The organism is Bellilinea sp. (assembly GCF_053501535.1).
Genome location: NZ_JBRCOK010000043.1, coordinates 1 through 12,235, shown reverse-complemented (window position 1 = coordinate 12,235; position 12,235 = coordinate 1). Strand labels below are relative to the sequence as shown.

Sequence of the window (12,235 nt, the reverse complement as noted above, 5' to 3'; positions counted from 1 at the left end):
TGAATCTGGCGCACCTCGCCGAACAGGCTGCGAATCTGACTGGTGGAAAGACTCAGGTCTTTCAACTCTTTGCCAAACTGGTCTGCCGTTTGCACCAGCAGTTCACCGCTGGCATCCTGAGTGATGATCTTTTGCACTTCATTTGCGGGTATTGGACTCATGTCATTCCTCCTGTGAATTGAGCATATAAAAATCTGGACTTAGTTCTTTCAAAACAGGGATTAATTTTTCCCGAAAATTTTCAGACAGTTCGTATAGCGTTCTCCTGAAACTTCTTTGATTTTCTCCAATCAATTCTCTTAAGTAATTGGCAGCAAAAATCACATGGGTTAAATTTGTAAAGAAACGAACCGTTCTAAAATCCTCTTTTTCAGTTAAGACCGATAAACTTATGCAGAAACTTCTTGCATTTTCTCCCATAACCCTTTTAATAATTCGTTGCCTAATTGGTTGGCCAAGATCGACATTAATTGCCAATTCCTCAGTTTCATTCCAAAAACTCCTGGTTGTTTGGGGAGGATAATTTCTTTTTTGCGTCTCTCTGATCCATGCTTTCCAATAAATGCGGTCGAGCATAACTCCGACACGAATGTCCTGTTCTTCACTTAAGAATATCTCAGAAACAGGGACTTCCGTCCTTTCTTCAATAGGTTGATCAAGGGTTAATTCCTCTGCGTACACTAGATTTAATGTGTCAATGTCATTTGGAGAAGTTTCTTCCTCCTCTTTGTTTCTTGTGTAGGCCTGCTCACTGTTAATTACTACATTCTCTGCTATATCCTCCTCTCCAGAACGATATTCACCAATTATTTCAGGTAGGGCTGTTTCCAGATAAAACGGAATCGAACAAATTTGTGTCAATTCCTCATCAGAATAAATCCAGCTCTCAATCTTTTCAAGGCTCTCAGTATCGCAGTGAACCTCGATATATTTTCGGATTTGCTCACGAGTGAACGGTTGTATTTTGATTTCTATAATCTCGCTTCTATATTCATCCGCAAAAGATGGCAGGGGTGGTCGAGTAGCCAGAATAAACTTCAATTCAGGATATCTTCTTGTCATATCTTCTAAAACTCGGATAAATTGTCTTCTGGCTTGCTCATTGAATAATTCATCAATGCCATCCAGCAGTGCCACAAAATGGTATTCCTGATTTTCAAACAACCGATACAATTCCTCAGGTCTATTATCCAGAAATCGCAAACCTTCACATAAGCGATTAACAAGCAAGTTTTCCAATTGGCGTATTTCCTGCAGGCACATATCCCTCAATGAAACAAAAATCGGGATAAAACCAAATGGGTGGTAGAATCTCTTGAAATTTTCTTGATTACGAATATCCCCCTCCAATGATTCAGCTCGACCATAAGCAAACCTTTCGAGTATAGTGGTTTTACCAATGGCAGCTTCGCCAATCAATACAAGAACCTTTTTGTTACTATCCAGGAAGTCTTGAATCTCTTTGATAACTTCCTTGCCATTTGGTGTTAGCAGTTCTTGATATCCCTCTATTTTTATGGATTTTTGGTGCCTCTCTTGAAGAAGGGTAAAATAACTTTTCCACTGTTCAGGAGAGATGTATGGGCATTTGGTGTAGGGGAGGTAAAACCTTTCCATTTCGGGGATTAATTCTGTGTTGCTCTCCCCACTTCGTATCCAGCATTGCCCTTTTTGTGTTTGATGCAGATCTTTTTTGACTTTGAACGGATTTTCGGTCGGTAAAGCAGGTATTTTTACAGATAAAATGAGATGCCCATCACAATTAACCGCTTCCAGTCCAACAATAAGGTGAGGTTCGATAAAATTTATAATTTCGTCCTTGATTTTTCTCTTGAGTCCATCAACGCTTCCTCCACATCTGGGTAACATATCATTAATTCCATGAATTATTCCATAATCATTAACCCCCAATATCAACTCTGATTCCTTACCCGTAAACCTGCTTGTATTGGCCAGAGCAATGATATCCTTGATAAAACTTGCTTTACGCCGATCATCCCACAATTCAACATATGCCTTCCGATCAAAGAGAAGACCTTCTTGCTGAGTTATTTTTCTTCGGAACGACTCATCACATTCCATAGGGCATCTCCTTAACCTCTGCGGGTAATCAACTCTGCCCAGCGGGCAGCCAGGCCGATCCATTCGATGCTGCGGAATTGATCCTGTTTCAGGCGTTCGCGCAGCTCATCCACATCTGGTTTGGGTACGCCTTTGATGCGGCTGAGGTAATACTCCGCCAGCCAGTTCCACGGCCCCCACAACACCTGCCGCTGACCGGCATGGTTAATATCCTCGCCGCGCTTCTGCCGTTTTTCCAGCGTGCTTCGATACAACTCGTGCAGGCGAATCAGTGTGCCAATCACGGCGCGGTTCTGGTTATCCTTCACCATTCCTTTCAAACGGTGCATCAGGGCATGCGCGGTATTATTGTTTTGCGATTCACAATCGTGGTAGCCGAAACGCTGCCAGTTGAGCGGCTGGCCCAGAAAACTGAGCGCGTCTTTCTCACGCACTTTGCCGTTTTCCCACCAGCGGTAGGCCTTGGCCTGTTCTTCGGCAGCGCCGGCTTCCTCGGCCGCCTGATAGAGGGGGTACTTGCCGCCCACCAGCACAATCCCCCCGCTCGGGTGAATATCGGGGTGCTCGCCGGTAAACCGGCTCAGGTCGCGCCGCAGGCGGATGGCAAATTCCACCACCGCATCCCAGCTGCCGGCGAAGAACAAATCATCACCACCGGAGTAAATCGAATACAGGCGGTCGCCGTAGTCTTTCTTCATCTGTTCGGCAATCTGCCCCACCCAGCCTTCAAAGAACAGGCTGACGGCGAAACTGAGCGAAGCAATCCGCGAAAGCGTCGCGCGATTGCCCAATCCTTCGGCAAAGATTTTGCCAAGGTTATCCACATCCAGACGCAGCACGCCTACACGTTTGATGCCGTTTGCCTGCTCTTCCAGAACGCTCAACGGCTTGACCGAACCGGGCACGGGCAAGTCATCCACTTTGCCGCGCAACTGGTTATGCTCTTCATCGGTCAGAATTGGGGTTACGTTGACCAGCAGGTAACGCGCAACAGCACGGCTGGGATGCGGTTTACAGGCACGGAAAGCGCCGTCATTCAACGCAAACACAATTCCCTGCGGCTCAGGCTTGAGTTCCTCCAGCACTTCCACCTCATAACCAAAGCGGCGGGCAACTTCCTGCCAGCCGCGTCCGGCCTGCAGGGTAATCTGCCCCGGCAGGTCGGGTTCACACGGCTGCAAAACCAGAAATTGCGCCTTGCGCAGCTGCTTGCCCAACGCTTCGTAGGATTCGCACACCGGGCATTTGTTGACCGTTTGCATCACGCCCTCATCCACCTGCCTCACTTTGACCCCGGCGTGCTCCCGTCCGCACACAGCGCACTGCTGCGGCGCACTCCCGCCCACACCGTGCGGCTCAAAGACGCGGGCAAGATCCGCCTCCAGCCCTTCCAGCCGCTTTAATTTGGCGGCGTTGATTTGACCGATCAGCCCGTCCCACTCGGCGCGAATGTTGCCGTTGAAAAAGTGCCGGCCGTTCAGCAAGCGCGCCTGTAAAATCAGGCCCAATTCGCCCTGATGCTCGTTGAACAGGGCGCGGGTAATTTGCGCCTGAATTTCAGGCAGTTTTTCGGCGTCTTCACGGCGGGCAATCAGGTAAAAATTGCCGCCGCCGGCGTAAATCAGGTTGGTAATGGGCAGGTTGAGCTGCTCCATCACAAAGCGGGCAATCACCAGTCCCAGCAATTGCAGGTAAAACGACCGTCCGCGCAGACCGCTGGCTGCCCCGCGCGAGGTGATGGTGTAAAGAAAGCTTTGCACGCCGGTCAGGTCACCGCCGACCAGCGCCACCAGTTCCTGGTCAACCGCTTCCGGCTCACGGGCAAATTCATTCAGCTGCGCATCGCTCAGCGTTGGACTGTCATACAGCGCTGCTGCCAGTGCGGCGGTCATGCGGCTGTGATCGTAAAGGCTGATGTCCGGTCTGGTTTTGTAGTAAGCCGAAGGCACACACCACAGCGTTGTCTGCATCTCCGCCAGCAGGCTTTCAAGGTAGCAGGGCAGGTTGCTGCCCTGCTGAAAGGCATCCCTCAGCCTGCTCGCCTGTTCGGCAAAATGGTTGTACAGCTGCTCGTACTCCTTCCAGGGGTCACCATTCTTATCGGCGGGGAAGAGACTCTTATCACTCAATTCCAGAGCTCTTAACGGCCAATAGACCTGCTTAATTTCATTATCTGCCGCGTGAAGGCGCACATCCGAAAAAATGGAGAGCAGCTGCGCCGGGTGATTGTCCCGCTTTTCTTCATTGGGCAGCGGGTCGGCGCGCTCCCCCGCCGAAAGGCGGTCGGCCAGCGCTACGGCAGCCGCCAGACGGTCGTGGGGTGTGTGGTGTCCGCCAACCGCCAGTTTAATCCGGCCTTGCCACGCCTCAGGCACATATTTTTGAACAAAATCCTCACTGAGCAGGGCGTGTTTGTATTTGTAGTCACGCTGTGCCGCATCATCCCATACCCGGCTGGCACCCTCCCCGGCCCGCAGGGCAAACTTGCCGATGTCGTGCAGCAGTCCTGCCAGCGCCGCCAGAAATACCTGATCATTTTTCTCCATTCATGCCCTCCTTTTTTGGTAAAAAAAAGCACTGCTGGCAGCCGGGTTCCCCTCGGCTGCCCCCTGCAACCGCCGCCGTCTGTCAGCAGTGCATTTTGATTGTAGGTGATTTACGCGTCGTTGTCATGCGGGTTTTCCCCTATTTTGGTCACATAATAGCCTTGCAGCAGCGCCATCAGCTGCGTTCGGTTCACACTTTCCATCTGCCAGTGCTGCGCCGCTTTGGTGTATGCCGAGCGTAAATGCTGCTCCACCGTGCGCGGCGAAAGATGCAGCAGGGCGGCAATTTCCCGGTCGCTTTTGCCGGTGGTTACCAGAATCTCCACCACCTGCCGCTCGGCAAAAGTCAAGGTACCCATCACAAAGTTGTGCATGTCCTCGCGGCGGCGTTCCAGCTGCAGCCGGCGGATGGCATCCAGCGCTGCCCAGGGGTCATCAATGCCGCGCAGGCTCAGCCAGGCCGGAGAAAGCTCACCCCAGCGCACCACCGGGATGGCGGCTAACTGCACTGCATCACCCGGCTGGGGGTGCAGCCGTTTGCTGGTCAAAAAATCGCCGGCCGAGTACAAATGCCACAGACGGTCATCCTCATCAAAAAGCATTTGGGCCGCCACCATGCCGTAAATGGACATAGTCTTGCGTCCGCCGGCAATCAGCAGATGCACCGTTTCGCCGTTTTGCTTGGCAAACGCAATCCGGCGGTAGATACAGCGCAAAACCGCCTGTCCGGCGGCCGCACTTTCGGTATCGGCAAACGGCTTTCCCCGCTCTTCCAGCGGGAAGAAAGAGAAGACGATCCCCCGCGGCTGATAATCGCCCAGCGCGGCTTGCAGGCGCTGCACAGCGTCCTCAATCGGCGTGCCGGGGGCGGTGGTATGCACCACCTCCACCCGCCGAACGGCAACCCCCTTGCTGAATAACAAATCCAGCCCGGCAGTAACCACCTGGGGTTCACTGCCGAGGGTAGCAATCAACACCGGAAAAGATTGAAAATTCATAAACAGGAATTCAAAATTTAAGAAAACACCCCAAACTTTTTCAATTATACAGAACTTTCTTCCCGCTCCAAACAAATTTTATTATAACCTTTCCAACACCAAAAAACCACTCAAACGCTGATCTTTCTTTTACACTTTGCTAATATTTTTCATAGACTGGTGAATTATTAAATAAAACGCAAGCTCAAATCAACCATATCCGTAAGAAAGGAGGGATGGCTTATGTTGGAACCTCTCTTCCCCTGGCGTGAGATGCGCCGCATGGAGCGCGAAATGGACCGCATGCAGCGCGAGATGGAGCGGATGTTCGATACCTTCTTCCCCCGCCGCCGACGCTGGATGGAGGTCGAATTCCCGCCTTTGAACATTTGGACCAACAATGATCAGGCAATCGTCACCGCAGAATTACCCGGCATCAACCCGGAAGAACTGGAACTTTCTGTCAACAACGACACCCTCATCCTGCGCGGTAAGCGGCTGGTTAACCATCTGCCGGAAGGCGCCCGCTATCAACGCCGCGAACGCTTCCAGGGTGAATTTGCCCGCTCGTTGCAGCTGCCCTTTGCCATTGATGCCGACAAAGTGGAAGCGCACTACGAAAACGGCGTGTTGACCATCACCCTGCCGCGCGCAGAAGCCGATAAACCCAAGCGCATTGCCGTGCACGCTGCCGAATCCAACGGAAAGGAGGGATGAGCCATGACTGAGGAAACCCGCGCCATTCAGGTTCAACAGGAACAACGTCCCGCCGTCCGCGAAACCCGCAGCCGACGCGTTTTCGCTCCGGCGGTGGATATCGTCGAAACCAACGACGATATTCTGGTGCTGGCGGATATGCCCGGTGTCCGGCAGGATGACCTGGAGGTCGTCCTCGAAAAGAACGTGCTCACCATCCGCGGCACGGTGCAGCTGCCCGCCATGCAGGATTACGATCTGGAATATGCCGAATACGAAGGCGGCGATTACGAGCGTGTCTTCACCCTCGCCGATGACATTGACCGCGACCAAATCGAAGCCGAAATGAAACACGGCGTGCTGCATCTGCGCCTGCCCAAAGCCGGTCCGGCTCGCATCCGCCGTATCCCGGTCAAAACCGGATGAGGAGTCAACCCTTGAACGAAAGGAGGTGAAAGGAATGCCGATCACCGACTTGATTCCCTTCCGCCCCAAACGCTCGCTGGCCGTCCGCCGCGAGAACGATCAACCGCGCGCGCTGATGCGGGACTTTGACCGCTGGTTCGACACCTTCTTTGAACGGCCCTGGTCGCTGATGCCCTGGCGCTTGTTCGATGAAGAATGGGACACCTTCACCCCGCGCGTGGACGTCAAAGAGACCGACAAAAAAGTCATCGTCACCGCCGAACTGCCCGGTCTGGACGAAAAGGACATCGAAATCTCCATCAGCGGGGATGCCCTGATCCTGCGCGGTGAAAAGCGTCAGGAAGAGGAAGAAAAGGGCGAAGATTACTACCGCATGGAGCGGCGCTACGGTTCGTTCCAGCGCGTCATCCCGCTGCCCTGCGAAGTGCAGGTGGATAAAGCCGAAGCCAGTTACCGCAAGGGCGTGCTGACCGTTGAATTACCCAAGACGCCCGAAGCGCAAAGCGCGCGCAAGATCATCCCGATCAAGACCAGTTGATCCGCAAAACGCACCCCAGCGGGGGCTGTCCCACAGCGGGCAGCCCCCGATTTTTCATCCCGGTGCAATTCTTAAAAAATGGCCGAATGCCCTTTTTTCTCGCCCTGCCCTATTGGAATCGCCCCTCACTCGGCGTAAAATAATGTCCATACAATACTATTTTTGGGAGAGGAACGTATGCAGGCACTCAAAGAACGCATTTTGAAAGAAGGCAAAAATCTGGGGGGCGGTATCCTCAAAGTGGATAGTTTCATCAACCATCAGGTGGATCCCATCTTGATGGACGCCTGCGGGGCAGAACTGGCCAAACGCTTCGCTCACGTTGGCGCAACCCGCGTGCTGACCGCCGAAATCTCCGGCATCGGCCCGGCGCTGATGACCGCCAAACACCTTGGCGTGCCGGTGGTTTATGCCCGCAAGAGCAAACCGATCACCATGCCGGATACAGTTTACCTGACCATTGCGCCATCTCATACCCGCGGCCGGCCGGTGGAGCTGATTGTTTCCCCCGAGTATCTGGCTTCCGGCGAGCGGGTGCTGATCATTGATGACTTCCTCGCATCCGGCGCAACCATTTTGGGCCTGGTGCGCCTGACTCAAGCAGCCGGCGCCGAGGTGGTCGGCATCGGCGCCCTCATTGAAAAGACTTTTGAAGGCGGACGCGATGCGCTTGCCTTCCTCAATGTTCCCATCGTTTCGCTGGCCTGCATTGTCTCGATGGTTGAAGGTAAAATCGTCTTTGCTCCATGACTGACGCAATCGCTATTCTGGATTTCGGCTCGCAGTACGCCCAACTGATCGCCCGCCGGGTGCGCGAAGCGCAGGTCTATTGTGAACTGTTCCCCTGGGATGCCCCTGCCGAACAGGTGCTGGCGCTTCAACCGCGCGGCTTCATCCTCTCCGGCGGACCGGCCTCTGTTTATGAAGCGGGTGCGCCTTTCATCCCCGCCTATGTCCTCCAATCCGGGCGGCCAGTGCTGGGCATCTGCTACGGCATGCAGGCGCTCACCCATGCACTGGGCGGACGGGTTGCCCCGGCCGCTCAGCGCGAATACGGCCCGGCGCAGGTGGAAACCCTGCTGCCCAACCCGCTGCTCCCCACGGGCAGTTACCCGGTGTGGATGTCACACGGCGACCGCATCGAAGAGCCGCCGCCCGGCTTTGAGGTGCTGGCGCGCAGCGCCAACAGCCCCATCGCCGCCATCGGCGACCCGCGCCGCGCTTACTACGGTGTGCAGTTCCACCCGGAGGTGCATCACACCCCCGGCGGGGCGCAGATGCTGCGCCGGTTTGTGGTGGAAATTTGCGGCTGCCGGCCGGACTGGACGCCGGAAACCATCATCGAACAGGCCGTTCGGCAGATTCGCGAACAGGTTGGCAGCCAGCGCGTGCTCTCTGCCGTCAGCGGCGGGGTCGACTCCAGCGTAGCCACAGCCCTGGTGCAGCGCGCCGTCGGCAGCCAGCTGACCGCCGTGTTTGTGGATACGGGCATGTTGCGCCTCGGCGAACGGGAGCAGGTCGAACGCGCCTTCCGTCATTCGCTGGGTGAAAACCTGATCGTGGTGGACGCCGCCGCCGAATTTTTGGGCGCACTGGCCGGTGTGGAAGATCCGGAAGAAAAACGGCGCATCATCGGCGAATCCTTCATCCGCACCTTTGAACGCGAAGCCCGCCGCCTGGGTAAAATCCCCTTTCTGGTGCAGGGCACCATCTACCCGGACGTGATCGAATCGGCTGCGCCCGACCGCAGCAAAGCCCAGCGCATCAAAACCCATCACAATGTCGGCGGGTTGCCGGCCGAATTTGACTTTCAGCTGGTCGAGCCGCTGCGTTACCTGTTCAAGGACGAAGTGCGCATCGTAGGAGAAGCGCTCGGTCTGCCGGAAGAACTGGTCTGGCGGCAGCCCTTCCCCGGCCCGGGACTGGGGGTGCGCTGTCTGGGACCAATCACCGCCGAACGCCTGGCACGTTTGCGCGCCGCCGATCATATCTTCACCGGCGAACTGGCGCAGGCCGGCCTGCTGGGACGCACCCCGCCCGGCGCGCCGCAGCGCATCTCGCAGGCCTTTGCCGTGCTGCTGCCGGTGCGTTCCGTCGGGGTGATGGGCGACCAGCGCACCTATCAGGAAGTGGTTGCCCTGCGTGCCGTCACCACCCAGGACTTCATGACCGCCGACTGGGCCGACCTGCCGCACGACCTGCTGGCACGGGTTGCCAACCGCATCGTCAATGAGGTGAGCGGCGTCAACCGCGTGGTGTACGACATCACCAGCAAGCCGCCGGCCACCATTGAATGGGAATGAAACCGAACCCTAATACCAGACGCGGAACCACGACTGGGCGCGGGCTTCCTCGCCGTTTGCCGTGACCAGCACCTCCAACGTAACCACCTGACGTGGCTGCCACTCCCCCACGTTGAAGGTCAACGTGCTGATTCCGCTGGCATCGGTGTTGTTCAGGCGGTAAGCAGCCCGTTCGCCGTCCGGATATTGCAAAACGATGGAAACCTCGGCGCCTTCCACCGGCTGGCGGAAGCGGTCAACCACCACCACAAAGAGAGTCTGCGTACTTTGGGATTGGATCAGCGGGCGGGCGAAGAAGGCATGCGCCACCGGGAAGCGCTGCCGGCCGGGAATGGCACTGCCGATCGGCCTGCCCGCTTCGAGGTCGCGCTGAACCAGATCAAAGTGGCGCTTGCCCAAATCGGTCAGCACCACGTGCGTTTCGGCCTGCCGTTCGGGCTGCCACTCCATGCGCGCCTTCTCAAAGTACTGCACATAACGCCCTTCACGGATTTCCAGGTCCGAAATCGGGTTGCCAAAGTTGACCTCTCCGTTGTTCGCATCGTAGTACTGCAAAAAAGCATAACACACACTCTTGCCGGTGGCGGAAAAACGCCGGCAGGTCGGGCCTTCGGTGGGCACCGGCGCCAGCGGTCCCGGGCCGGGGTAGAGCAGCTCGCCGAGGTTGGCGACCACCACCCGCTCGCCTTCGGGGGTGCGCACCAAATCGAAACGCGCCTTGCTGAAGTACTGCATGCGCGTGCGGATGCCAAATGAAGAAACCCCCTCAAATTCCTGCGTAATGGGCAGACCGTAGATTTCCAGCGGATTTGGCACGCTGTAATACTGCGCCAGAAAGGCACCGCTGACGTAGAAGCCGGTGTCAAAATCCTCACCCTGCGGCGGGGTAGGCGTTTGGGCATAGCCCGTCCCCAATGAGACGGCCAGCAGCCCAACGACCAGAAGAAGCAAAACAGACCGTAAAATGCCCCTCATACAGTTAGATTATAGTATGCCCGCCGCTTTAATGCAATTGGAATCGGCTGGCAATTTTGAAATTTCGTGTAATTTTTTTAATCATCCTTTCGCCAAAATACCCTCAACGGGCAGGGATTTGTGGAGTACCTTTTCGTCGAGCACAACCCGGGTTCACCCCAAAAACTCATCCCAGCCATTTCCCAAACGACCTTTTGGCAATTGAGCCGGTTCATCGCCACAACCGGCCGGGCAGCCGGGCCAAATCTGTCCCACCTGAGAGAGAGATGGGTGCCGCTATTCTGGAAATTCATAGGTGAACTTCTGTTGGGTGGCCAGTAGAGGGGCATCAGCGCCGGGTGGAGCGAAGGAGCCCGGCAAGCGAGTTACACCAGCGTAAAAACTGATTCCCGGTAACAGTGTTGACCCGGCCGAAACCCAGCCGCCGCGCCAATTTTGCATCAGCAGAAGCCTGGCAACACAAAGACCTGAAAGCGCTACCTGCCCGCGCTCAGCATCTCACGCCAATGCCCGCAGCGGATCACTTCTTGTACAGGCCGCCGCGCTTCAAGATGAGGGCCGGGGATCCAGTGATAAGGGTGAAGGCGCGTGGCGAACGCCTACTTTGTGACGAAAGGCAGATACAGCCCTGAAGCGAGCGGCGCGTAATAAGCCACCCGCACCCCGCACAAACTCAATAATGTCGAATCAGGCGTGCCAAGATCCTTGCGCCATTCGACCAGGTAGTTGTAGTTTTGATTGTCAATTATAACCGGGTTGTTTTCTGTGCTGTTGGTTTGCCGGTAGCCACTCGTATTGGGCGGGCTTGTGGCCGACACCGAATATCCGCCGAATCCCTTTCCATCGTTAAGAATGAAATAGGCCGTGCTGACGGTGGTTGTGGTAGCCGAGTCATACGTATAGAGTGTGATCGACACCACCTGCGATCCTTGTGGCAAGTGTACAGGTGCGGAGAACGGAATGCCCAGGGGCATCTGGTTTACACACCCGGTCACTTGGCGGGAATAAGCAACCGATCCGCCTGGCGTGAAAGTATTACCACTGATAAAGTAATAACTCAATGTCGGTGACAATGCCGCCGGTTGGGTTTGTGGTTGAACACTGGAAATATACGGCGGCAGCGACGGAGGTGTGTTAGGTGGCACCATCTGAGGCACAGACGAGGCAGCCTGACTGATTTGTTCACCGGCCGCATACCCGATGGCTGATATTGCCAATAGCATAGCCGCAACAGCAAATATTCCAAGCGCAACGATAAATCTGCGAGCGTTCACAGCTTTGCCTCCTTACAAGATTGCAGGGTTCAAAATTGCAGCGTTCCGGAAGTACGCATGGTTGACTTCCTCGGCATTATAGATCGATCGCTCGAATGATGGGGTTGATCCTGCGTACTGGACCACGAAACCTCCTCCCCTGTCAGTGAACAACCGACAGGGATTACCGTAGGTAGCAACTCCGGACTCTAAAGCAAATTATAACCTTCTTCTAGCTTCGTGGCGGCCATCTGTGCACCGTCGCAGCGACCATGCCACAGAACCGGATGGCCAGTGCTGGCCGTTAAGACGGAAAGATCGCCCGTTATGCACAGGGATGGCCCAACGGCATCCGCTTCAGCCGCCGCAAAGCGAGCAAAGCGGTCGGCTGGAAGCGGGGGTTAGGCGCAGCCCTCTCTACGATTGTTGGACGCCGGGG

At 55.4% G+C, this 12,235-nt stretch carries 13 protein-coding genes; 6 read left to right on the top strand and 7 right to left on the bottom strand.

The window, feature by feature from the left end; translation table 11 throughout:
- The 4 genes from csm2 to ACWIZX_RS04890 form a co-directional block, all read right to left on the bottom strand.
- On the bottom strand, positions 1 to 161 hold a 161-nt coding region (csm2, locus tag ACWIZX_RS04905; RefSeq protein ID WP_448334993.1), incomplete at its 3' end, for a type III-A CRISPR-associated protein Csm2.
- Position 162: 1 nt separating this feature from the next.
- A complete protein-coding gene (locus ACWIZX_RS04900) occupies positions 163 to 2,082 on the bottom strand; it encodes an RNA-binding domain-containing protein (protein WP_448334992.1) in 1,920 nt (639 codons plus the stop codon).
- Positions 2,083 to 2,093: 11 nt separating this feature from the next.
- Positions 2,094 to 4,628: a type III-A CRISPR-associated protein Cas10/Csm1 gene (gene cas10, locus ACWIZX_RS04895; RefSeq protein ID WP_448334991.1), complete on the bottom strand. Its 2,535-nt coding sequence runs from the start codon at positions 4,626 to 4,628 to the stop codon at positions 2,094 to 2,096.
- A 110-nt stretch (positions 4,629 to 4,738) separates the two neighbouring features.
- Positions 4,739 to 5,626 carry a CRISPR-associated ring nuclease gene (locus ACWIZX_RS04890; RefSeq protein ID WP_322791862.1) on the bottom strand — a complete coding sequence of 296 codons (888 nt, stop codon included), beginning with the start codon at positions 5,624 to 5,626 and terminating at the stop codon, positions 4,739 to 4,741.
- Positions 5,627 to 5,848: 222 nt separating this feature from the next.
- Between ACWIZX_RS04890 and ACWIZX_RS04885 the strand changes: the two genes are divergently transcribed.
- The 5 genes from ACWIZX_RS04885 (at position 5,849) to guaA (ending at position 9,568) form a co-directional block, all read left to right on the top strand.
- The gene (locus ACWIZX_RS04885) at positions 5,849 to 6,322 is read left to right on the top strand and encodes an Hsp20/alpha crystallin family protein (protein WP_322791863.1); all 474 of its coding nucleotides are present in this window, start codon (positions 5,849 to 5,851) and stop codon (positions 6,320 to 6,322) included.
- Positions 6,323 to 6,325: 3 nt separating this feature from the next.
- Complete coding sequence (locus ACWIZX_RS04880; protein ID WP_322791864.1) at positions 6,326 to 6,727, top strand: Hsp20/alpha crystallin family protein; 402 nt, start codon at positions 6,326 to 6,328, stop codon at positions 6,725 to 6,727.
- Positions 6,728 to 6,761: 34 nt separating this feature from the next.
- Positions 6,762 to 7,265: an Hsp20/alpha crystallin family protein gene (locus ACWIZX_RS04875; RefSeq protein WP_322791865.1), complete on the top strand. Its 504-nt coding sequence runs from the start codon at positions 6,762 to 6,764 to the stop codon at positions 7,263 to 7,265.
- A 177-nt stretch (positions 7,266 to 7,442) separates the two neighbouring features.
- The gene (gene xpt, locus ACWIZX_RS04870; RefSeq protein WP_448334990.1) at positions 7,443 to 8,015 is read left to right on the top strand and encodes a xanthine phosphoribosyltransferase; all 573 of its coding nucleotides are present in this window, start codon (positions 7,443 to 7,445) and stop codon (positions 8,013 to 8,015) included.
- Positions 8,012 to 9,568, top strand: coding sequence for a glutamine-hydrolyzing GMP synthase (gene guaA / locus ACWIZX_RS04865; RefSeq protein ID WP_448334989.1), 1,557 nt, complete (start codon positions 8,012 to 8,014; stop codon positions 9,566 to 9,568). Before xpt ends, guaA begins: the two co-directional genes overlap by 4 nt.
- Positions 9,569 to 9,577: 9 nt before the next feature.
- Here the strand turns inward: guaA and ACWIZX_RS04860 are convergent, their stop codons facing one another.
- From ACWIZX_RS04860 to ACWIZX_RS04850, 3 genes are all read right to left on the bottom strand, one after another.
- On the bottom strand, positions 9,578 to 10,543 hold the full coding sequence (locus tag ACWIZX_RS04860; protein WP_448334988.1) for a hypothetical protein: 966 nt from the start codon (positions 10,541 to 10,543) through the stop codon (positions 9,578 to 9,580).
- 276 nt (positions 10,544 to 10,819) lie between these two features.
- A complete protein-coding gene (locus tag ACWIZX_RS04855) occupies positions 10,820 to 10,984 on the bottom strand; it encodes a hypothetical protein (protein ID WP_448334987.1) in 165 nt (54 codons plus the stop codon).
- A gap of 158 nt (positions 10,985 to 11,142) precedes the next feature.
- Positions 11,143 to 11,817, bottom strand: coding sequence for a hypothetical protein (locus ACWIZX_RS04850; protein WP_448334986.1), 675 nt, complete (start codon positions 11,815 to 11,817; stop codon positions 11,143 to 11,145).
- Between the two features lie 232 nt (positions 11,818 to 12,049).
- Here ACWIZX_RS04850 and ACWIZX_RS04845 point away from each other — a divergent pair.
- Positions 12,050 to 12,235 (top strand): hypothetical protein (locus ACWIZX_RS04845; RefSeq protein ID WP_448334985.1); only part of this gene is annotated, 186 nt, incomplete at its 3' end.